Origin of the sequence: Citrobacter sp. A316 (genome assembly GCF_002042945.1) — a bacterium.
GTDB lineage: Bacteria > Pseudomonadota > Gammaproteobacteria > Enterobacterales > Enterobacteriaceae > Citrobacter > Citrobacter portucalensis.
Genome location: NZ_MVFZ01000001.1, coordinates 16,531 through 39,962 on the forward strand (window position 1 = coordinate 16,531; position 23,432 = coordinate 39,962).

Genomic DNA, 23,432 nt, shown 5'->3' on the forward strand with positions numbered 1-23,432 from the left:
TTTTGCCTAACCTAATGTAAAGAAGTCTAAAGAAATTACACCAGGCATGAAGTCTTTTCGGAAAAAAATAAGGCGGCCATATAGCCGCCTTTTTTGCTTAGCTTGCCTGCGAGGAGGCATCTTCAGTCCCCGGCAGCGGTTCCGGTAACTGAGGCGCAAACCCGCGCAGCCCCACCACGTGAACGTGCTCGGTGTTCTGGAAGACTTTACGCACCAGTTTGTAGGTAGTGCCTTTCTCTGGGCTGATGTTTTCCGGCGCAGCGATAATCAGCTGCATCTGCAAACGCTCACACAGCTCAAACAGGGTCGCAATAGAACGCGCATCGAGTCGTGCAGCCTCATCAAGGAACAGCAGGCGGCAAGGCGAGATATCTTTCCCGCGCAATCTGCGACCTTCATCTTCCCAGCTTTGCACCACCATCACCAGAATAGACATCCCGGTCCCGATCGCTTCCCCCGTTGACAGCGCACCAGACTCAGCACGCAGCCAGCCGTCAGAGCCACGGTTAACCTCAACTTCCATTTCCAGATAGTTACGATAGTCCAGCAGCTCTTCACCAATGGTTTGCGGCGTGCGTTGCCCCATGTCTATCTGCGGATTCAGACGCTGATACAGCTTCGCCAGCGCTTCTGAGAAGGTCAGGCGATTGCTGTTAAACAGATCCTGATGCTGTTCATGCTGCTCGGAAAGTACGTCCAGCAAGGTAGCATGCGTTTCACGTACGTTGACGTTCAAACGAACGCTGTTAACCTGACCAAACGACACGCTTTGCAGGCCCTGGTTCAACATGCGAATACGGTTCTGTTCGCGTTGAATAGTCTTACGAATAATGTTCGCCACGCTGCGTGAGCTGATCGCCAGCTTCTGTTCACGGGAAGTTAACTCTTCCGTCAAACGGCTCAGCTCAATCTCCATCTGTTCGATGGCTTCAACCGGATCGTCGGTACGAATAATATCCTGGCGAATACGTTCACGCAGATGCTGGTAAACCGCGACGAAGAACTGAATTTTGCGCTCTGGACGTTTTGGATCTTCAGACAGACGCAACACATCGCGCAGATGCTCGTTATCCGCAACCGCCAGACGTAGCGCACCGAGCGCCTTATCCGACATCGAACGCAGTTCGTCACCGGAAAGATAGGCCAACTCGCGGCGGTGCAGACGACGTTCCACACCGTTATCTTTCACCATCCGCATGACTGCACACCAGCCGGCTTTGGCGGTGACTACCTGCTCGCGCATTTCATGATAATCACGTTCCAGCTTGCGCAGTCTGCGGGTCAGGTTTTCCATCTCCGCTTCGCAGAAGGTCAGTGCTTTCTCAAGTTGGTTACGGCGTGCACGGTTGTTGCTGAGCTGCGCATGCAGTTCATCACGACGGATACGCGCGCGCTCTTCGGCACCGCTGTCCGCACGAACGCCGATATCCTGCAGTTCACGTTGTAAATCGTTAAGCAGCTCTTTTTTGGTGTCATAAGAGCTTTTTAGCGATGCCATGACCTGGTTGTACTGGCTTAACTGTGCGGCGTGGCTGCGCAGCGCTTCACGAGCGCGGGTACGTTCGGCTTCCGCCTGTTCCAGGCGTTCACGCAATTTTTCGTTCAGATCGCTATTGCCGCTCAGCATTTCGGCTGAGTCGGAATAGCTAAAGTGCGCCCGACGCTGTACGACTTCGGTCAGCGCAAAAGCCTGTTGACGTGCGTCGCGTTGCATCTGCTGGGAATACGCATAGTCTTCCTTCAGCTGTTCAAACTGCTCAGGGTCATTTTGCAGAACCGAAACGATAGGTTCCAGTTTCGCCAACTGATTGCCATGTTGCTGTACAAAACGCGCGGCTTCCTGAGCTTCATCCAGACGCTCGCGAATTTCGTCTACGCGGTCGGCCAGCGTGTCATCTGCCAGCAGATTCAAGCGCGGCAGCAGACGGTTCAGCGCAGAGACGCCCTCTTTCGCCTGTTCAAACTGCATGCGGCTTTGCTGGTTATCATTTTCATGATTGGTCAGCGCACGTTCCAGTTCAACGCGACGGCTATTCAGTTGGCGAATTTCCGCTTCTGGATCGGCTTCAAACGCCACCGACAGATGGCTGCCGATAAAGCGGCTGAACGCCTGATGCAGACGTTGGGTTTTCTGAACGTCAAAGGAGAGCGTTGCGAAACGTTCAGACAGCCCTTCACGCTCGGCATGCAGGGTTTCGATACGGCTTTCACGGGCAGCGCGACCAAAAATCGGCACCGTCGGGAAGCGAGAATAACGCCACTGACGCTCGGCAGTTTTCACCACCACCGCATTTTCCAGTTCATCAACGCTGAAGACGCTGTCATCAAACGACTGCGGATCCCCTTCGATGAAATAGAGATCTTCCGGGCAATCCGTCAGCCCTTCAAGCTGTTCGGTAATCAGCGACAGATCCGGCACCACGATGGCATGACGCGAAGGGCCGTACAGCGCAGAGAAGTACGGCGCATCTTCAAGGCTAACATCGTCATAAATTTCTGACAGCAGCACGCCGCCGAAGCGTTCCGCCAGCGCGTTGAGGCGCTGATCTTCCGCCCCGCCCGGCTGACTTAGACGTTCAATCTCTTCATCAACCGCATTTTTACGCGCGCCGACTTCGTCACGCTCAACAATGGCCTCACGCTCGCGCTCCAGCAGTTGTTGCAGATACTCGGTTACGTCCTGGCTTGAGGTAAACTCTTCGCCGCACTGCTCGCTAAGCTGGTTCAGGCTATTTTGCGCGGCCAGCCAGACAGGAGCCCGTTTCATCAAATGTTGAATACGGGATTGCAGTTGTTCCTGTTCCTGACGCAGCGTCATACGCTGTTCGCTGGCAGACGAAACGCTGTCCGACAAGGCGGCGATGCGCGCTTCCAGCTCCTGGTGCAGCGCTTCCAGCTCATCGATATCGAACTGTTTACCCTGACGCTTGCAGAATTCGGCCAGCAGACGCTCGGCGTCCTGCTGTTCGCGCAGACGCTGCTCCAGTTCGCTCAGTCGCATACGCAACGGCTGAACCTGTTCCGCCAGGTGGCGCTGTTCAACGCCTTCGCGCAGCAGCTCACGCGCCACGCTCCAGGCTTCACCACGCGCCAGCGGGCCGTTGATCGCCGCCACCAGCTGATAAGCCTGTTCGAACTGGCTATGCGCGGTTTGCGCCACGCTCATTTTTTGTTCCAGCGTCAGCAGCTTTTCAGTAGCTTCCTGCTCTTTGGCCTGGAAAGTCTCCAGCCATTCGGCGGCGCTGTCGGCTGTCAGATCCGGTAAGTGGCAAAGCTCTTTCGCCCGATTTAGGGCCTGGATTGCCTGGGTATACTGGATGGCTCGCGTCTGCTGGACGTCGAGCGCCTGCTGGTAATCGGCAAGCTGACTTTTCAGCTCATCCACTTCCAGCTCAGCGGCTTCCGCACGGGCTTCGTTTTCATCCTGGCGGTCAACGGCTTCCGCGACCACCTCGTTTTGTTCTTCAAGACGGACCTGCAGTTCTTCGAGATCCGCCTCGTAGCGTTCAATTTTTTCCTGCTGACGCAGTGCGGTTTGCACCAGATTCAGGTGATCGCTTGCGGCCTGGTAATCAGCTTCCAGATCGCCTTCCGCACCGTTGTGCTCACCCAGTTCACGCGCCATATCCACGTGTTTGTACTGCTCTGCCGCCAGTTGCTTGCGAGAGGTATACAGTTCACGACGATATTCCAGTGCTTTATCCAGATGGATACGACGTTCGTTGGCGTGGCGCATATAATCCGCGGCCACATAGTTGGTCGCTTCGCTGATTAAATGCTTAAACAGGTCGCGGTCAGACTGGGTTACGCGAATCGCTTCCAGCGTCATACGGTTTTCACGCAGCGCGGCTTCCATATCCTGGAACGCTTTACGTACGCCGCTGTTTTCCGGCAGCAGGTAGTCACGCAGTGAACGGGTAATGGCGCTGGAGATCCCGCCGTACAGCGAGGCTTCAATCAGACGGTAGAATTTACTACGATCAGACGCGGAGCGCAGACGACGGGCAATGATGCCCAGATCGAACATCAGCGAGTGATAATCGGTTATTGAGTTGAACTGCTTAAACTGCACGCCTTCCATCTCATCAAGCTTCTCTTTCAGCTCAGGTAGAGACAGTACGCGCGCCTGGCGTTCGTTCAGCGTTTCCGTCACCAGTTGGGTTGGCTGTACCGACATCGGCAGCCCCTGAATGGCAAACGGTTTGATATCCACTTTGCGATCACGACCGGCAACCTGTTGCAGACGCACACCCACGACCACGCGCTGATGACGCGAGTTGAGGACGTCGAGCATTGAATAACAAACCCCTGCTTTCAGCTTACCGTGCAGGCCTTTATCGCGTGAACCACTGGTTGCACCGGCTTCGGTGGTGTTACGGAAATGCAGCAGGGTTAAGTCCGGAATGAGCGCCGTAACAAATGCCGCCATGGTGGTGGATTTACCCGCACCGTTACCACCGGACAGCGTGGTGACCAGCTCATCGAGATCAAACGTACGGGCAAAAAAACCATTCCAGTTAATCAGCGTAAGTGAGCGAAATTTACCGCGTTCAATCATTATTCTTCTTCTCCACTGTCCGGCTGATTCTCTTCGGGCTCATCGTTGAGCTGCAGACGGTTCTCGACCGCCATCGCTTCACCATCACGAATTAAGCGACGCTGTGCTTCACGCGGATCGTCACCGCTACGCACATCCGCGCCAAAGCGGAAGACAGATTCCGTAATACGGAATTTGCTGCTGTCGTGTCCCAGAAACCACACCATGCCTAAGCGGCGCAAGCGGTTGAGCGAAGAACGCACTTTTTCCTGTAGCTTTTGCCGGTCAACGTCAGAACCGGTTGAACGATTGTTCACCAGCTTCAGTAACTTCGCTTCGTCTGCCAGCGTTAGCAGCTCGTCGTACAGCTCTTGCTGGGTAAAAATCCCTTCGTTCGCCAGGCGTTCCGGGCTGAGATAGAGATAGCAAAGAATTTTACCCACCATCATGTCCAGTTCAGACAGGACCGAACGCGGAATGAGCGTCGTTGAACGCGGACGAAGGTAGAAGAACCCTTCCGGCGCACGGATCAATTCCACGTTATAGCGGCTGTAAAATTCTTCAAAATATTCCTGAAAATCCATCAGGAAGGCATGATTATCCAGTTCATCCAGACCGATATGGCGACCCGAACGTAAGGCACTATCCAGCGCCGGAAATAACGGATTCGCCAGCGCCTGCGCCAGCTTTACCGGCATCACTTGTTCAATATTTGTCAATGACATGCGCCTGTACCTTGGCTCCGTAATCATTAATCGGCTGCCATTTGGCTGGCAGTCCGGTGAAGTCTGCTTGCGCTACGCCAAGGCGTACCGCCTGATCGATAACAATACGCGCGACGTCGAAATGACGCGCACGTGGGTATTGCGCCAGATACTCGCGCACTACCAAACCGAGATCCAGTGGTGTTTGTCTGGATTTGTAGATAGCCAGCTGTTCTTCGATGATCGCCGCCAACTGCTCACGGATCTCGTTAAATTCTTCATATTCCAGATCTTCCGGAAGTTCACCGGTGACCTCTTCGTCACGCAGCACCATCTCCTCGTCACGCATATCCAGCAGACGATCGGCGTTGGCATAGGTCAGCGCCCATGGGTCGTCAAAGTAGGTCTGCACAGACTGACGCAGACGCTGGGCGAAGACGCGGTTTTTATCCATATCGATCGCAGTACGGATAAATTTATGCACGTGACGATCGTAGCCGATCCACAAGTCAATGGACTGCTGGCCCCAGCTAATAATGCGGTCGAGCTTGCTTTGTAAATCAAACACCAGCCGATCGACAAAATGCAAATCGTCATGCGTCATCGTGGCGTCCTGGATGCGTAACAGGTTAGCCTGCAGCTTATCCCCCGCCGCTTCCAGCGTATCTTGCAGCTCACGCAGCGTACCAGATGTTTCAGACAGCAGCAGTTCACAGCTGGAAATCGCCGCCCGCCAGTCTTTGTTTAGCAACTGTGCGATGTCGTCTTTTACCTGCTGCTGCTGTTCATCCATGATGCGCTGGGTTAGATCGATACTGTCGAAAATCTCCGCCACCGAGTATTTCAATGGCGCATAGACGTTGCGATGCCAGTGGAACTCATCGCCACCTTCCGCTGCCGCATCCGCCGCGCGCTTCAGTTCGCCTGCAACAATCGACAATTGCATGGAAAGACGCAACGTAGAGAACTCGCGCTGACGAATATAGTAATCTGTGATGCCAATCCCGAGCGGCGTTAAACGGTAAATGGCGTTGCCTTCAGCCTGCTCGCTGGTAAAGCGGTTCAGCAGACGTTGACGCACCATATCGTTGATCGCGTTGTTGGCGCGGACGCCGATGGTTTCGCTGGTTTGCTCAAACGCATCACTCACATGGCGGAACGCATCCACCAGTTCACCTTCACTCATCTCACCGTCAAGTCGCTCACCGTTCAATGTGGCGACCGCCAGCAGGAACGAAAGTCTGTCTACCGGCAGAGAGATGGAGAAGTCATTTTTTCTGGCCCAGGCAACCAGTTCGGGGACTGTCTGGGAAAATTCACTCATAGGTTATCCTTGCATCTGCGGCTCGGGCCGGACGTTTAATCGCGGTGACATGAATATAGCGCCCAAGGCTGATAAACGGTTCCTGGCGGCAATAGCGCGTTTCTATTTCTGTTAAATCATCAAAACAGTCATGCTGTTTTTGTTTATCACGCAGATAATCATGAAACACCCTTACGCCCGTTTTACCGGTTATCTCCCAGCCAATCTCCTCCAGCCAGCCATAGACCTGCTGAGGGTCGCGCGGGAAATCGGGAGACAACGTGCGCCGTTTCTTTTTATACATTCCCTGCTGTACATAGCCGAAATTACCGACCAACACATTACGCATCAACAGACCGTTTGCATTGTAGAACATCAGCGATAAAGCACCGCCCGGGCGTAACATCGACCACAATGTTTTTAAGACAGCTTGCGGATCGGCCACCCATTCCAGCACAGCATGAAACAATATCAGATCAACCTGAGAATCCAAATGCTGTGGGATGTCCTGAGCGGCACAATGTATAAAATGCATGTTGTCGCTCACACCTTGCTCTTCTGCCGCCCGTTGCGCTCGCGCCACCATCTCAGCAGAAAGATCGCATAAGGTAACATGATGGCCCCGCTGCGCCATCAGAATGGCTGTCTGCCCTTCTCCGCCACCCGCATCAAGCACACGCAACGTTTGGCCCGCGTAGTCGGCAAGAAGTTTGTCCAGATCCTGCCAGAGGATCGTCTGACGGAGCTGACCTTTGGTGGTGCCGTAAATGTTACGGGAAAACTTCTCTGCAATGTCATCAAAATTGCGATCCCGCATCGGGCTCTCCACATGCTGGCTTTAGGGTGACTAAGTAAAACCGCTATTTTGTCACACCCGCGGCGAGAATGAACCTTCCTGGTGTAATATCGCTGCAGATCCCCTGCTGTATGGTTAAAAAAGGAACCAAAAAGGATGCTTTTTACGCTGAAGAAAGTGATTGGCGGTATGATGCTGCCGCTGCCACTGATGTTAATAATGATGGGCATAGGCCTGGCTCTGCTCTGGTTTAGCCGCTTTCAAAAAACAGGGAAAGTGTGTATTAGCCTGAGTTGGCTGGCGCTTTTACTGCTTAGTTTGCAACCCGTCGCCGATAGTCTGCTGAAACCGATTGAGGACAGCTATCCAACCTGGCAGGATACACAAAAAGTGGAATACATTGTGGTGCTGGGCGGAGGGTATACCTGGAATCCTCAGTGGGCACCAAGTTCAAACCTGATCAGCAACAGTCTTCCGCGTCTGAATGAAGGTCTGCGTTTGTGGCGAGCCAATCCAGGATCGAAACTGATCTTCACAGGAGGCATTGCAAAGACCAACACCGTGAGTGCGGCAGAAGTTGGTGCCCGCGTGGCACAGTCGCTGGGGGTTCCGCCCGGTGATATCATCACGCTGGATCACCCCAAAGATACTGAAGAAGAAGCCGCAGCGGTAAAGCAGGCCATCGGCAATGCGCCTTTCCTGCTGGTAACGTCTGCCTCACACTTACCGCGGGCGATGATCTTCTTCCAGCAGGCCGGGTTACATCCGCTGCCCGCGCCAGCCAACCAGTTAGCGATTAATTCACCGCTTAATCCGTGGGAGCGCGCGATCCCCTCTCCCGTCTGGTTGATGCACAGCGATCGTGTTGGTTACGAAACGTTGGGGCGAATCTGGCAGTGGCTAAAGGGATCAGAACATTGACAGAAATGTTGTCTGATAAGACGCTACCGCGTCTTATCAGTCCTGCGTGTTCAGCGCAGAATTGTAGGCCGGACAAGGCGCTCACGCCGCCATCCGGCAATGCCGCAACGGGATAGTCAGGCGAGCCACGGCAGTAATGATTTTGTTGCCAGGTCAAAGTTGGAGCGATTAAAACGTCCGGTGTTGACCAGTTGCGTCACTTCATCCCATAACACATACAACCAGCGCCGCCAGATGAAGGACTCCGCCACGGGCGCGCGTTGCAGGTATTGCCAAAGCAGACTTTCTGCCAGCGCGTTATCCATTAAACGGAACAATTCATACTCTCTGGGCGCCCACAGCATCAACCCCGGTCCCACCATAGCCAGAAGCTGATCGCTACGGGCGTCTTTGAGCATGCTACGTAAACTAAAATTACCGTGGATCAGCACGCAGTTATCATTGAATCCTTCAAATAAAGCGGGCAAACACTCACGGGTGCGAAACAGGATCCGCTTATCCTGCATCGTCAAGCCAGTATTGTTGAACTGATTTAACGTGGTCCACAGTACCTCAACACGTTGGCGATACCAGGATGGCCAGATATTCTCTTGCGTGTTATCCACCATTCCCACGCAGCCACGGCTATCCTGCCGATGCCATGACAGCAGACCTTCTACGATCTGATCTTTTAAATGTTCCCAGCGTTCGGGCGTTCGGGCTGGCGCTTCCACCGGCACGCCACGTAAACGCTCAAGCAGTAACACATCGGGGCCGGGATGCTCTTCGTGGGTTAAGACCCCGTAAATGACGGGCATACGCACCGTACCGCTGCGCGCCAACATGGAGGTTTTCCAAGCCAGCTGCTGCGCCATACCTGGCGTGGTGAAACTTCTCGCCATCAGCGGCATCGGATTTCCCTGGCTGTCGTACAGTGACCACAGGGCCGTATCCACTTTTTCATTCACGCATTCTATGCGACTGAGTTTTTCGCCCAGCAGGTGGCTGAGTTCGGCACGCAACTGTTCCATTTCAGATTGCCCTCATAAATGCTACTGCTTTCATAATGAGCGTCGAGCAGACAGATGTCACCCGGATGAGATCAATTGATGAAAAGAAAAGTGGAGGGAAAGCGCAACGATACGACACTCCTCCCAAAAATACACCTCAATATGGGGGGAGTGCCGTGAGAAAAACTAATGCATTTCGGCGCGAACGCGCTCGAGATCTTCGGCAGTGTCTACGCCGGTACCCGGGACTTCTTTTGCGACGGCAACGTGAATTTTTTCGCCGTACCACAGCACTCGCAGCTGCTCCAGCATTTCGATATGCTCAAGCGGGCTAGGCTGCCAGTTAACATAGCGGCGAATAAAACCGGCACGATAGCCGTAAATGCCCAGATGGCGCAGGAAGGTGTCGCCCACCGTTTCCAGACTTTTGGCGAAACGATCGCGATCCCATGGGATGGTCGCGCGTGAAAAATAGAGCGCATATCCTTCAGCATCCAAAACGACTTTTACCGCATTCGGATTAAATGCCTCTTCCGCACTGTGAATCGGAGCCGCAAGAGTCGCCATACCGACCTGACGTTGCGCCAGATTCTCAGCCACCTGGCGAATAATGACCGCCGGAATCATCGGCTCATCACCCTGTACGTTCACAATAACGGTATCATCGCTAAAACCACATTTCTCGACGACTTCCGCCAGGCGCTCCGTACCAGACTGGTGATCGGCGCGGGTCATGCATACTTCGCCCCCCACCGCTTCTACCGCGCGAGCGACATCTTCATGATCGGTCGCCACGATAATACGTTCAGCGCCAGATTCACGTGCACGCTCCAACACATGCACGATCATCGGCTTACCGTTGATATCCAGCAACGGCTTGCCCGGCAAACGTGTGGACGCATAACGCGCAGGAATAATGACCACAAAACTCATGATTTACTCTCATCAGCAGTCAGAACGCGGGCTTCGGTTTCCAGTAACACGGGAATGCCATCACGCAGTGGGAAAGCAAGGTTATCCAGTTTACAAATCAGTTCCTGTTTTTCCTGGTTAAACCAGAGTTTGCCATTGCATACCGGGCAGGCAATGATTTCAAGCAGACGATGATCCATAGTTCCTCCAGATGGACCGGATTGTGAATCCGTAAATATTAACATAATCGCTTAAAGGGCTGGGTCTATTTCCCAACCATGGCGTGCATCAGCAAATAAACCTTCAGGATAACGTCCCAACGTCACGCGTGTTGCCTGCTGCCAGCGGGCAAAATCGTCAATCGCCTGAAACAATCCTTTTTGCAACGTCACCCCAGGCTTAACCCCATCCTGTAACCACAGCGAAATAACGTCCAGCACACCTGTTTTGCGGTGCATTTTGGCATCCATCCGCCCAACTAACTGTCCGCGATGCAGCAGCGGTAAGACGAAATAACCGTACTGACGTTTTGGTGCTGGCGTGTAACACTCCAGCCGATAGCTAAAATCGAATAGCTGCTCTGCCCGTTTACGATCCCAGACCACCGGATCAAAAGGCGATAATACTGCGCTGTGTGTCGCCGTTAATTTGCCCGCCAGCGCCTGTTCAAGCAGCGGCTGAAGGTGGCTATGCAGCCACAGAGTTCCAAGCCCTTCAACGTCGACAGGAATAATCTGTTGCTGTTCCGCCCGTTCGTTGCACCAGTTTTTTAGCGCCGGGCGCTTCAGGCGGTAGTAGTCTGCCAACCATTGTTCGCGGAAAATCCCCAGACTGCGGGCGCTGTTATCCAGCATGACGCTTTCAGCATCTTCCTGCGAAAGTGGGTCACGTTCATCGTCCCAGTGTGGCATGACGCGATGGGTTAAATCATACACTCGCTGGAAATTACGCCGTTCCACGACCATCACTTTCCCGGCGGTAAACAACCCTTCAAGATGACGCTTTTGCGGTTTCCATTCCCACCAGCCGCTGGTACCTTTGCGCGGATGCTCAAAATCAACTGAGCGTACCGGTCCGTTATGCTGGATGTGCTGGAGCAGTTGCTCAATCTCAAGCGCATGCTCTTTCATCCACGCCGCTTTATATTTCCAGCCCATGTTCTCTGGGGCCAGCATGCGGTGACGTATCAGCATAAAATCGCTGCGCGGCAAAAAGCAGGCCTCGTGCGCCCAGTATTCCATCAGTTCGCCCTGCTGTAGCGAGTCGTCCAGCCACTGGGGTGAATAATCGCCTAAACGACTAAACAGCACCAGGTAAGGACTGCGCGCCACAATATTGATGGTGTCGATTTGCAGTAACGACATGCGCGAAATGGTCGCGAGAATATCTGCCGGTGTTGCCCGGCGGCGTGTTTTTTTCAGCAGACCTTGAGCAGCAAGGTGAAGATGACGGGCATCCGTCAGAGAAAGGCGCGGCAACGACATTTATGGCCTCATAAATGATTCGCTGCCGCAGCGTGAATCAGTTAGCGAGTCAGCGAGATTAAGCTATTCAGCAATACATCAGGCCGATCGCCTGACAAATGTGCGTCAACAGGTAAATACCACCAGTTTTCATCGGCAAATGCCCGGCACTTAACCGCATCTTTTTCCGTCATTACCAGCGTTTGCCCGGCGTCTACAAACGCACTGACGTCACTGTAGGTCAGAGACTGATGGTCTGCCAGCGCAATGCTTTTTTGCACGCTGGCACCGCATGCTTTCAGCGTGGCAAAAAAACGCGGTGGATGACCAATGCCCGCCATGGCGACAATATTGGACAATTGCGCCACATCACAGCGTTCACCTGTACGTAAATTAACGGCCAGCCCCGGTTCAAGTCGCATAGGGATTTCCCCTGGCTGCGCAACGCCACCGTTAACAATAGTCGCATCCACCGATTTAAGGCGACCCGCGCGTTCCCGCATAGGACCAGCGGGAAGCCACCAGCCGTTGCCAAACCGACGTTCGCCGTCAATGACTACGATTTCAACATCTCGCGCCAGACGATAGTGCTGTAGCCCATCGTCCGTCACAATAATCTGCACGTCGTGTTGGGCCAAAATGGCTTTTACCGCATCCGATCTTACCGGGGATACCGCTACCGGCACACCGGTACGTTGGGCGATCAGCACAGGTTCATCGCCCGCTTCTGCGGTAGTGGTATCAGCGGTTAGCAACAGCGGGTAAGCAGTCGCTTTCCCGCCATAACCACGCGACACCACACCCACGCGAATCCCGCGTTGTCGCAGTTGTTCTACCAACCAAATCACCACCGGCGTTTTACCGTTTCCGCCCGCGGTAAGGTTTCCGACCACCACAACCGGGACTGGCGCGCGCCATGCGCGTTTAAGCCCCAACTTGTAGCATAAGCGGATCGCGCCACTCACCAGGCCATACAGCCAGGAGAGTGGAAGTAACAATCGCCACAACGGCGATTCACCAGACCAGATACGTGCGATCATTGACCAAATTGCATTTTGTGTAATTGCGCATACACCCCGCGCTGCTCAATCAGCTCGCTATGGGTTCCGCGTTCGACAATCAGACCATCCTCCACCACGATGATTTCGTCGGCTTGTTCAATGGTTGAAAGACGGTGAGCAATGACCAGAGAAGTACGGTTTTTCTGTAGCTCATCCAGCGCAGACTGAATCGCGCGTTCAGATTCAGTATCAAGAGCCGATGTTGCTTCATCAAGGATCAGAATTGGGCTGTCACGCAACAAGGCACGGGCGATAGCGATACGCTGACGTTGTCCGCCGGAAAGCAGGACGCCGTTTTCACCAATCACCGTATCCAGGCCATTGTCCATCTTGTTGATGAAGTCCATGGCGTAGGCCATCTGCGCCGCTTTTTCGATCTGCTCACGGCTGTACATATCGGTACGCGCGTAGGCGATGTTGTTGGCAACCGTATCGTTAAACAGGTGCACATTCTGCGAAACCAACGCAACCTGATCGCGCAACGATGCCAGGGTATATTCGCGCAGATCGTGTCCGTCCATCAGAATCTGCCCTTCATCAACATCGTAGAAGCGCGTAATCAGGCTGGCGAGAGTGGATTTTCCTGAGCCCGAACGGCCAACCAGAGCAACGGTTTTGCCCGCTGGAATATTCAGATTGATGTTACGCAGAGCCGGTACTTCACGTCCCGGATAAGTGAAAGTCACGTTGCGGAACTCAAGATCGCCAGTAGCACGCTCGATAACGCGTTTACCTTCATCTTTCTCCTGCTCGCTATCCAGAATCGTAAATAAGGTCTGGCATGCCGCCATACCGCGCTGGAACTGCGCGTTGACGTTGGTCAGCGATTTCAACGGACGCATTAATGCGATCATTGAGGAGAAGACAACCGTAATAGTCCCTGCTGTCAGGTTTTCCATTATGCTTGGGAAGCTGGCCGCATATAACACAAAGGCCAGTGCCAAAGACGCAATCAGCTGGATAATAGGGTCGGAGATAGAAGAAGCGGAAACCATCTTCATGCCCTGCAAACGCATCTTGTTGCTGACCTTATCAAAGCGCTTGGTTTCGACTTCCTGACCACCAAAAATCAGAACTTCTTTGTGGCCTTTCAGCATCTGCTCCGCACTGGTCGTAACCTGCCCCATGGTGTTTTGCATGTTTTTACTGATGCTGCGAAAGCGCTTGGAAACTACACGGATTGCCACTGACACAATTGGCGCCAGTACAATCAGGATCAGTGACAGCTGCCAGCTGTAATAGAACATCATGATAAACAGGCCAATGATTGAGGCCCCTTCACGTACCACGGTGATCAGCGCGCCGGAAGACGATGACGCAACCTGCTCTGAATCATAGGTAATACGCGATAACAATGTCCCTGTAGACTGTTTATCAAAAAATGAGACGGGCATGCCCATCATATGGCCAAACAGGCGGCGGCGCATGGTCATAACCACTTTGCCTGACACCCATGAGATACAGTAGCTGGAGACATAGCTGGTTAAGCCACGAACTATCATCAGCCCAATGACCACCAGTGGCATCCACAGCAGCACCGAGCGATCAGTTTTACCAAAACCATCATCCAGTAATGGCTTAAGGAGCGATAACATGAAGGTATCGCTGGCCGCGTTAAGGACTAACGCTATACCCGCCACGATCAGACCCGATTTAAAAGGCGCTATGGTTGGCCATAGTCGGCGAAACGTCTGCCACGTAGAGAGATCTTTATCGTTATGCATTCAAAAAACCAGCATTTGTTAGAATAGCCGCATATTCTACCCGTTATCCTCCGACACGCCAAACCACTGATGATACCAACGAGGTAAAATCTGATCCCGCATGCTGCGTATTCGCCAGTTTTTTTGGTAAAAATCCAGCGTAATCTGCCCCTGATGTGGTGTATCCAGCCACTGATAGTTTTGTTGCCGATAACGTTGCTTCACTTTCCAGGATGGCAGACGCCAGGCATTGTAACGGGATGCGGAGGCCAACGCGGCCTGTCCGCCGACCCGCTGAATCAATGCTAATGATGATGAGGTATTGCTGCCATGATGCGGAACCTGCATCACCGTCGACTGAAGGTGCTGCCAATAGTGACTTAGCATTTTTTGTTCAGCGGGGGACTCAATATCCCCGGTCAGCAGAATACTCTGATACCCGTCATCAACCTTAACCACGCAGGAGTGGTTATTCCCCTGCCCTGTATTTCCACGCACAGGCCAGTGCGCACTGAAGGTTAACCCTTGCCATTGCCAACGTTCTCCGCGAAAACACGGGAGATGGTCTTTCCAGCCCAGCGGACTTCTTATCCATAGCGACGGCCAGACTTGCTGCAGCGAACGCAACCCGCCACGATGATCCATATGCTCATGGCTTAAAATGACCCCTTCCGGCTCCAGATTATGCCAACGCAACCAGGGAATAATCAGCTGTTGCGCGCAATCGCCTTCAGGCCATGCCAGACCGGTGTCGTAAAGCAGCGCTTTCCCATTACGCGCGATCACCATCGCCAGCCCCTGCCCGACATCCAGCATATGCACTTGCCACACATCTGTACGCGGTGCTCGCCAAAGAGGCCCACTCAGCAAAAGGAGCACAGAGAAACAGACCACCGGTAGCGTACGCAAGATATTTAGTCGCCATGCGATAATCATCATTCCGGGTAAAAATGCGAGCCATTGCCAGCGTGCATCAATATTAACCCACCCTTCAGGCAGGCTCCTGAGCCCCCAAAATAGCAGCGCCAGAGAACGATCCGCTAGATACCACAGGTTCGACTCAATCATCATCGACCCGGCTAAGTGCACGATCATACCTGCTAATATCAAGGGTACGGAAACAAACGTGACCAAAGGGACAGCAAACAAATTAGCCAGAAACGAGGTCAGACTAAAACCGTGAAACATTGCGATCTGTACGGGAAGAAGCAGAAGCGTAATACCCAATTGCAGATGCGCCAGCGCCAGAAATTGACGTCCAGCACGCGACAGCGGCCAGTCCGGGAGCGGTACCCATTGGTACCAGAACAGCAGTGCCGCAACGGCGGATGCAGACAACCATAGGCTTTGCGAAAGAACAGCAACAGGATCCACCACCAGAATGGCTGCCAGACAGCAAATCCAGACCGACCATCCACTCCACTGCCTGCCGCTAAGTCTCAGCGCCCCCCAGACTAGCAGCGCAACAACCGTTCGTAATGCCGGGGGTTGCAGCCCCGTCAGCCAGGCATAAAATGTGGCGCAGACAATCCCACCCACTAATGGCATCTGCCAGCAAATCCACCTTGTTGGCATAAAAAATTGTCCAGCACGTATCAATCCTGCGGCCAGTAATGCGGCAAATGCAATATGCAGCCCGGAGATTGCCATCAAATGAGCCGTGCCGGTATCACGCATAATCGTTTTCACCTCTTGTGACACGGACAAGCGCTCCCCCATTCCCAGACCCAGTATGACCTGCTGCCAGGGATAGTCGGCAAGTGCCGTTTTCAGCGAGGTGAGATACCGAGAACGCAAACTGCATTGTGGTGTGATTACCGAAGCCTGCAAGAATCGTCCCGTCAGCGGTTGATGCTGCGCCAACGCGTAACGCTGGCTATCAAATCCGCCTTCGTTTAATTGACCGTGTACGGCGCGGACTTTCAACGTCATCGCCCATGTCTGACCCGCACAAACATCACCGGGTAAATACTGCCCGTACAAGACGACTCCTTGCGCAGGAAAGATTCGTTTCCCCTGAAGGTGAGTGATCTGGCCGTAGTGCGTTGTTATATTGTCAGTTCCAGTTATCCGCACAATGGCTTGCTGGGTTTTCGCAGGCAGTGTATTACCGGCCCACAGAGCCTCTTTCGCGGCCAGGATTCCCCAAAGAAAAAACAGCAGGGTTATTCCGACGGAACGTATATATTTGTGGGGGAGAAAACAGAGCAGACATGCCAGACAAAATACAATACCGATACACAACATGCCTGGCAGCGTAGGTAATAGCATGAGTGGGAGAATGCCGAATAATGCACAGGTACTCACCGTTGTTATTTTCATCAATCACCTCCCTGTTACAGGGAGTGTGCAGTACTCTTCGACGGTTGTCTGGCATAAATTTATCGTTATACGACCTGAGTTCCGCAGACATTCAGTGGTGGTTGTAACGTACAAATTAACTGGGATGAGGATTCCAGGATAGGCGGACAGAAATGAAAAAAGCACCCATTTGGGTGCTTTTCTCGGCGTTAAGTCTCGCTAAAAACTTAACCGTAAATATTGGCGCGATCGCGCAATTCTTTACCTGGTTTAAAGTGCGGAACGTATTTCCCTTCCAGATCCACTTTATCGCCGGTCTTCGGATTACGTCCGGTGCGTGGTGCGCGGTAATGCAAAGAGAAGCTGCCGAAACCGCGGATTTCAATACGCTCGCCCTGCGCAAGAGTCGAGGCCATATGTTCCAGCATCTCTTTAACTGCATCTTCAACCGCTTTCGCGGGAATATGAGGTTGCTGGGTTGCAAGTCTTTCAATCAATTCTGACTTGGTCATGATTCCTCCGGTTCCTTAAAGGCATAATTAGCTGCTGCATTGATTAAGGGCGGCCGTAGCCGCCCTTTGTCATTGATTACAGGACGAATCCTGTAATCTGTCAAGCTACTCGTCACCCTTTGTGCTGTTAACAGCACAAAGGATTTAGAGCACTCGATATTACTCGCCTTTAGCTGCTTTGAAAGCTTCAGCCATTGCGTTGTTAGAGAAGTTAGCATCTTCCTGTTTGTTAACAGTTGCGATTGCATCTTTCTCATCAGCTTCGTCTTTAGCACGAACAGACAGGCTGATTGCACGGTTCTTACGATCAACGCCGGTGAATTTAGCTTCAACGTCGTCGCCTACGCTCAGAACCAGAGTTGCATCTTCAACGCGGTCACGTGAAGCTTCAGAAGCGCGCAGGTAACCTTCAACGCCGTCAGCCAGTTCTACGGTTGCGCCTTTAGCGTCAACTGCAGTGACTTTACCGTTTACGATTGCGCCTTTCTTGTTCAGTGCAACCCAGTTGTTGAACGGATCTTCTGCGAGCTGTTTAACGCCCAGAGAGATACGCTCACGCTCTGCGTCAACCTGCAGAACAACTGCTGCGATTTCGTCGCCTTTTTTGTATTCACGAACTGCTTCTTCGCCTGCAACGTTCCAGGAGATGTCAGACAGGTGAACCAGGCCGTCGATGCCGCCGTCCAGGCCGATGAAGATACCGAAGTCAGTGATAGACTTGATTTTACCTTCAACACGGTCGCCCTTGTTGTGGGTTTCCGCGAACTGCTGCCATGGGTTGTTTTTGCACTGCTTCAGACCCAGGGAGATACGACGACGTTCTTCGTCGATATCCAGAACCATAACTTCCACTACATCGCCAACGTTAACAACTTTGGACGGATGGATGTTTTTGTTGGTCCAATCCATTTCGGAAACGTGAACCAGGCCTTCAACGCCTTCTTCGATTTCAACGAAGCAGCCGTAATCGGTCAGGTTGGTCACGCGACCAGTCAGTTTGGTACCTTCCGGATAACGCTTAGCGATAGCTACCCATGGATCTTCGCCCAGCTGTTTCAGGCCCAGAGATACACGAGTACGCTCGCGGTCGAACTTCAGCACTTTAACAGTGATTTCGTCGCCAACGTTTACGATTTCGCTCGGATGCTTAACGCGTTTCCATGCCATGTCGGTGATGTGCAGCAGGCCGTCAACGCCACCCAGATCAACGAATGCACCGTAGTCAGTGAGGTTCTTAACGATACCTTTAACTTCCATGCCTTCCTGCAGGTTTTCCAGCAGCTGATCGCGTTCTGCGCTGTTTTCGGATTCGATAACGGCACGACGGGAAACAACAACGTTGTTACGCTTCTGATCCAGCTTGATTACTTTGAATTCAAGCTCTTTGCCTTCCAGGTGCAGCGTGTCGCGGACCGGACGAACGTCTACCAGGGAACCCGGCAGGAACGCGCGAATACCATTCAGCTCAACAGTGAAGCCACCCTTGACTTTGCCATTGATAACACCAGTAACGGTTGCAGCTTCTTCGTAAGCTTTTTCCAGCGTGATCCAAGCTTCGTGACGTTTAGCTTTTTCACGGGACAGCAGGGTTTCACCGAAGCCGTCTTCTACTGCATCCAGAGCAACGTCAACTTCGTCACCAACCTGGATTTCCAGCTCGCCCTGGGCGTTTTTGAACTGCTCTGCCGGAATGGCGGACTCAGATTTCAGACCAGCGTCAACCAGTACTACGTCTTTGTCGATAGCAACAACAACACCACGAACGATGGAACCCGGACGGGTTTCGATTTCTTTTAAGGATTCTTCAAACAGTTGAGCAAAAGATTCAGTCATGTTTAATCTTCAGGTTTCATATTTAACGTCCACCTGGCTCCATGCCGGATGGGGTTGTTTAACATACCCGCTGTCAATCCATTGCAACGGGGGTACTGCAAATTCGGTCGCACTTAAGCGAGAGCCAGTTTTTGGCGCGCGTATTGTAACGCTTTTTCAATCACTTGCTCAATGCTTAATCGGGTTGAATCCAAAACTAAAGCATCAGCAGCGGGAACCAGCGGCGCTACAGCACGGTTACGATCGCGATAATCGCGTTCTTCGATCTCGGCCAAAAGGCGTTCAAAGTTAACACTAAAGCCCTTCTCCTGCAACTGTAGCATACGTCTATGCGCACGTTCTTTCGAGGAGGCGTCCAGAAAAATTTTCACCGGCGCATCCGGGAACACCACGGTTCCCATATCACGTCCATCGGCAATCAGACCTGGGGTTTCGCGAAACGCGCGTTGACGACGTAAAAGCGCTTCACGCACGCGGGGAAAAGCCGCGACCTGAGAGGCGGCATTCGCCACTTCCTGGGTACGTATTTCACCACTGACATCTTCACCTTCAAGAATGACTTCAAGGTTGCCGTCTGTTGAGATAAAACGCACATCCAGGTGTGTGGCAAGCGGTACCAGAGCATCTTCAGATGTGACATCAACATGGTGATGTAACGCTGCGAGCGCCAGTACGCGGTAGATCGCGCCTGAATCTAACAGATGCCACTGCAATGCTTCCGCCATTGCCTTGCACAAGGTGCCTTTACCTGCACCGCTTGGGCCATCAATGGTAATAACCGGGGCAATTGCCGTCATCTTTTTCTCCTTAAACGGGCGTACATTAACGTGAACGCCGCGCATTATACGCGCCAACGCCAACGATCGTTATCTTTGTGTGAAAAATGCAGAATCATTGAAGCTGAGTGTAGAATAAATAGGCAATCGGAGATGTCAGAATGTGCCGCACCCGAAAGTGCGGCAATAAAATCAGGCAGGTGTACTAATACGAGCCAGCTGTTCGAAATAATCCGGGAAGGTTTTGGCGGTACATTTTGGGTCAAGAATGGTCACCGGCGTGTCAGACAGCGCCACCAGCGAGAAACACATCGCCATGCGGTGATCGTTGTAGGTCGCGACGTCCGCAAATTGCAATGTTGCAGGCGGGGTGATGCGGATAAAATCATGCCCCTCTTCCACTTCCGCGCCCACTTTGCGTAACTCCGTCGCCATCGCGAACAGACGATCGGTCTCTTTGACGCGCCAGTTGTAGATATTACGTAATGTCGTGGTGCCTTTCGCAAACAGCGCCGCCGTTGCAATGGTCATCGCCGCATCAGGAATATGGTTCATATCCATATCCACTGCGTTCAACTCGCCGTGAGTACAGGCAATGAAATCGTCGCCCCATGTAATAGTCGCACCCATTTTTTCCAGTACATCAGCAAAACGAATATCACCCTGCATGCTGTTGCGGCCAATCCCGGTAACTTTTACCGTGCCACCTTTAATGGCGCCCGCTGCGAGGAAATAGGAAGCGGAAGAAGCATCGCCTTCAACCAGGTATGCACCCGGTGACTGATACTGCTGCTGCCCCTTCACGACAAAGCGCTGGTAGTTTTGATTTTCAATTTCAACACCAAACGTTTTCATCAGGTTCAGTGTGATATCAATGTAAGGTTTGGATACCAGGTCACCTTTAATTGCGATCGTCGTATCCTGCGGCGCCAGCGGCGCAGTCATCAGCAGCGCAGTGAGGAACTGGCTGGAAACGCTACCGTCTACCTCAACCTGGCCTCCGGTAAAGCCACCGCGCAGACGTAAAGGTGGATAGTTTTCCTGCTCCAGATAATCAATTTTGGCTCCGCCCTGGCGCAGCGCATCAACCAGATGGCCGATCGGGCGCTCTTTCATGCGCGGTTCGCCCGTCAGCACGATGTCATTGCTGCCCAGACATAGTGCTGCGGCCAGCGGGCGCATTGCGGTTCCGGCGTTGCCAAGGAACAGCTCAACTGCGCCTTCTGCGTGCAGCGCACCGCCATTGCCAATTATCTCGCAGCAGGTACGATCGGCAGAAAGGGTATAGCTAATCCCTAACGCATTCAGAGCATTGAGCATATGGCGAACATCATCACTGTCCAGCAGATTGGTCAGGACAGTGGTGCCATTGGCTAATGCAGCCAGCAGCAAAGCGCGGTTAGAAACACTTTTGGATCCAGGCAGATTGATGGTGCCATCCACCCGCGCAATGGGTTGTAACGTCAGGGATTCCATGAAACTCGACTCTCAAAAACAGACATAAAAACCCCACAGACGGGCTGTGGGGATGAAAAGTACAGCAGATTAGCCGCGACGGCGTTCGAAATCGACCATGAAATCGGTCAGTGCTTTAACACCTTCAAGCGGCATGGCATTGTAGATGGACGCACGCATACCGCCGACCACACGATGCCCTTTCAGCGCGTGCAGGCCCGCAGCAAAAGACTCTTCCAGGAACAGTTTATCCAATGCGCTGTCAGCCAGCTGGAACGGTACGTTCATGCGTGAACGGTTGGATTTCGCCACATCGTTACGGTAGAAATCGCTGTTATCAATTACGCCGTACAGCAGTTCCGCTTTTTGCTGGTTAATTTTATCCATCGCATTAACACCGCCCTGCTTTTTCAGCCATTTAAAGACCAGGCCAGACAGATACCAGGCAAAGGTTGGCGGTGTATTGAACATGGAATCGTTGTCATTCAGCACGGTATAGTCGAGGATTGACGGGCATGAGACATGAGCTTTACCCAGCAAATCTTCACGGACGATGACAATCGTCAGGCCGGCCGGACCGATGTTTTTCTGAGCCCCGGCATAAATTACGCCATAACGGCTAACGTCAAGCGGTGCGGAAAGAATGGTAGAGGACAGATCCGCCGTGACCACTACATTGCTGGCAAAATTCGGCGTTTCATCGATCGCAATGCCATCGATGGTTTCGTTCGGACAATAGTGCAGGTACGCCGCGTTATCAGAAAGCTGCCATTCACTCATCGGCTTAACAGCACGCAAGCCGTCCACGGTGACTTTGGCATCAATAACGTTTGGCGTGCAGTATTTTTTCGCTTCTTTAATTGCACTGGCGGCCCAATAACCGGCATCGACGTAATCCGCGGTGGTTTTATCGCCCAGAATATTTAACGGGATACCCGCGAACTGCCCGCGACCACCGCCATGGCAGAACAACACTTTATAGTTGGAGGGGATGCTGAGAAGATCGCGAAAATCCTGCTCCGCTTCCTCTGCTACCTGGATGAACTCTTTGCCACGGTGGCTAATTTCCATCACTGACGTGCCAAGACCGTTCCAGTCACAAAGATCCTGTTGAGCCAGTTTAAGTACTTCTGCCGGTAACATTGCCGGACCTGAACTAAAATTGAAGACCTGAGCCATTTCCCCTCACCACGTTGTGTTGTTGTCCAATCAACATCCTGTCATTGACGATAATCCGGTGACAGACATTGGTATAAGTTATTCCTGTGGATATCGGTTTTATCATTCAGTGACACGCGCCGCAATGGGTAAAACTGGCAAGGGTAAAAACGTGTCATCGGTCACACAACAGAATCTATCGGATTGACGGGTAAAAACCGAGATTTTTGCTGTCAGGTAACCCGTTTTGCCCGACTGGCCTTCGACCATTCTGGATTTGCACAGCGCGGACATAATTGATGATCTCCGGCATTCATTTGCACCACTTCGCTACAACGTATGCAGGCATAGTTCCCTGCTTCAGGTATTACTTTAAATCGTTGCGTACAACGTTTAGGCAGAATACTGAGCCCCGGCTTTACGTCTTCATCGGCAAAGAAATAGACGCTGATTTGCCCATTCGTCTCCAGAATGGCCAGTTTCACCTGTCCCAATTGCTCCACGCCGTTCAAACGTAATTCCATAAAGAATTCAAATTCCGTCATATTGGCGCTATTGAGCTTTGACCATGCCAGCTCACCGTCCTCAATGATCACAACAGGTTTGCCCTCCAGCAGGTCCTCCATTTTTTCACTATGCGCCATCAGCCACATCACCAGCCGATACAGCACAGCAAGAGTAATAAAGACCACCAGCACCGGCAGCATCGGGACATCGTCATAGAATGCCACGTCTCCCGCGGCGGAACCCAGCGTAAGGATAATCAGCACTTCAAAAAGCGACATCTGGCGTACGCCGCGACGTCCGGTGATTTTTAAAAACAGAAAAACCAATATAAAGGTGTAAAGGCTGCGTAGCGCAACTTCCCCAAGAAAATCCATGGGCACCTTATCAAGCGCCATACGGTGTAAATCGAAAGCTTTCATTAATATGCTCTAAACGTGGTTGGCTGTAAGAAAGCATAGCCAATGCTTTTATTTACGCATGGGCTCCGGCGACGATAGCGCC

The 23,432-nt window shown here is 52.5% G+C and carries 18 protein-coding genes; 1 reads left to right on the top strand and 17 read right to left on the bottom strand.

The genetic code is table 11. From position 1 onward, the window contains the following. Positions 1–97: 97 nt before the first annotated feature. The 4 genes from mukB to cmoM are packed head-to-tail and all read right to left on the bottom strand — an operon-like array spanning position 98 to position 7,361. Positions 98–4,558: a chromosome partition protein MukB gene (gene mukB / locus BZK41_RS00115; protein ID WP_079936780.1), complete on the bottom strand. Its 4,461-nt coding sequence runs from the start codon at positions 4,556–4,558 to the stop codon at positions 98–100. Continuing rightward, on the bottom strand, positions 4,558–5,262 hold the full coding sequence (mukE, locus tag BZK41_RS00120; protein WP_003035809.1) for a chromosome partition protein MukE: 705 nt from the start codon (positions 5,260–5,262) through the stop codon (positions 4,558–4,560). Before mukE ends, mukB begins: the two co-directional genes overlap by 1 nt. Continuing rightward, complete coding sequence (mukF, locus tag BZK41_RS00125; RefSeq protein WP_003836877.1) at positions 5,243–6,565, bottom strand: chromosome partition protein MukF; 1,323 nt, start codon at positions 6,563–6,565, stop codon at positions 5,243–5,245. Before mukF ends, mukE begins: the two co-directional genes overlap by 20 nt. Beyond that, entirely contained in the window at positions 6,558–7,361 is an 804-nt protein-coding gene (gene cmoM, locus BZK41_RS00130; RefSeq protein WP_079936781.1) for a tRNA uridine 5-oxyacetic acid(34) methyltransferase CmoM, read from the bottom strand. Before cmoM ends, mukF begins: the two co-directional genes overlap by 8 nt. A gap of 135 nt (positions 7,362–7,496) precedes the next feature. On the opposite strand from cmoM, the gene elyC reads away from it, so the two are divergent. Then, a complete protein-coding gene (gene elyC, locus BZK41_RS00135; protein ID WP_079936782.1) occupies positions 7,497–8,261 on the top strand; it encodes an envelope biogenesis factor ElyC in 765 nt (254 codons plus the stop codon). A 116-nt stretch (positions 8,262–8,377) separates the two neighbouring features. Here the strand turns inward: elyC and BZK41_RS00140 are convergent, their stop codons facing one another. The 13 genes from BZK41_RS00140 to BZK41_RS00200 form a co-directional block, all read right to left on the bottom strand. Continuing rightward, positions 8,378–9,271 carry a YcbJ family phosphotransferase gene (locus tag BZK41_RS00140; protein ID WP_079936783.1) on the bottom strand — a complete coding sequence of 298 codons (894 nt, stop codon included), beginning with the start codon at positions 9,269–9,271 and terminating at the stop codon, positions 8,378–8,380. A 165-nt stretch (positions 9,272–9,436) separates the two neighbouring features. Further along, positions 9,437–10,183: a 3-deoxy-manno-octulosonate cytidylyltransferase gene (kdsB, locus tag BZK41_RS00145; RefSeq protein ID WP_003831932.1), complete on the bottom strand. Its 747-nt coding sequence runs from the start codon at positions 10,181–10,183 to the stop codon at positions 9,437–9,439. Continuing rightward, positions 10,180–10,362, bottom strand: coding sequence for a protein YcaR (gene ycaR / locus BZK41_RS00150; protein ID WP_003035793.1), 183 nt, complete (start codon positions 10,360–10,362; stop codon positions 10,180–10,182). Before ycaR ends, kdsB begins: the two co-directional genes overlap by 4 nt. Before the next feature lie 51 nt (positions 10,363–10,413). After that, positions 10,414–11,646 (bottom strand): winged helix-turn-helix domain-containing protein, encoded by a 1,233-nt coding sequence (locus BZK41_RS00155; RefSeq protein ID WP_079936784.1) that lies wholly within the window; start codon positions 11,644–11,646, stop codon positions 10,414–10,416. A 41-nt stretch (positions 11,647–11,687) separates the two neighbouring features. Further along, positions 11,688–12,665 carry a tetraacyldisaccharide 4'-kinase gene (gene lpxK / locus BZK41_RS00160; protein WP_079936785.1) on the bottom strand — a complete coding sequence of 326 codons (978 nt, stop codon included), beginning with the start codon at positions 12,663–12,665 and terminating at the stop codon, positions 11,688–11,690. Next, positions 12,662–14,410, bottom strand: coding sequence for a lipid A ABC transporter ATP-binding protein/permease MsbA (gene msbA, locus BZK41_RS00165; RefSeq protein ID WP_079936786.1), 1,749 nt, complete (start codon positions 14,408–14,410; stop codon positions 12,662–12,664). The genes lpxK and msbA overlap by 4 nt, the downstream gene beginning before the upstream one ends. Before the next feature lie 36 nt (positions 14,411–14,446). Continuing rightward, on the bottom strand, positions 14,447–16,711 hold the full coding sequence (locus BZK41_RS00170; protein WP_079936787.1) for a ComEC family protein: 2,265 nt from the start codon (positions 16,709–16,711) through the stop codon (positions 14,447–14,449). A 206-nt stretch (positions 16,712–16,917) separates the two neighbouring features. Continuing rightward, entirely contained in the window at positions 16,918–17,202 is a 285-nt protein-coding gene (gene ihfB, locus BZK41_RS00175) for an integration host factor subunit beta (RefSeq protein WP_003035780.1), read from the bottom strand. 159 nt (positions 17,203–17,361) lie between these two features. After that, positions 17,362–19,035, bottom strand: a complete 1,674-nt coding sequence (gene rpsA / locus BZK41_RS00180; RefSeq protein ID WP_003035776.1) for a 30S ribosomal protein S1 — start codon at positions 19,033–19,035, stop codon at positions 17,362–17,364. A 113-nt stretch (positions 19,036–19,148) separates the two neighbouring features. After that, positions 19,149–19,832: a (d)CMP kinase gene (gene cmk, locus BZK41_RS00185; protein WP_079936788.1), complete on the bottom strand. Its 684-nt coding sequence runs from the start codon at positions 19,830–19,832 to the stop codon at positions 19,149–19,151. A 171-nt stretch (positions 19,833–20,003) separates the two neighbouring features. Then, positions 20,004–21,287, bottom strand: a complete 1,284-nt coding sequence (aroA, locus tag BZK41_RS00190; RefSeq protein ID WP_079936789.1) for a 3-phosphoshikimate 1-carboxyvinyltransferase — start codon at positions 21,285–21,287, stop codon at positions 20,004–20,006. Between the two features lie 69 nt (positions 21,288–21,356). After that, entirely contained in the window at positions 21,357–22,445 is a 1,089-nt protein-coding gene (gene serC, locus BZK41_RS00195; RefSeq protein ID WP_032942886.1) for a 3-phosphoserine/phosphohydroxythreonine transaminase, read from the bottom strand. Positions 22,446–22,657: 212 nt separating this feature from the next. Then, positions 22,658–23,350 carry a DUF421 domain-containing protein gene (locus BZK41_RS00200; protein WP_079936790.1) on the bottom strand — a complete coding sequence of 231 codons (693 nt, stop codon included), beginning with the start codon at positions 23,348–23,350 and terminating at the stop codon, positions 22,658–22,660. Positions 23,351–23,432: the final 82 nt, after the last annotated feature.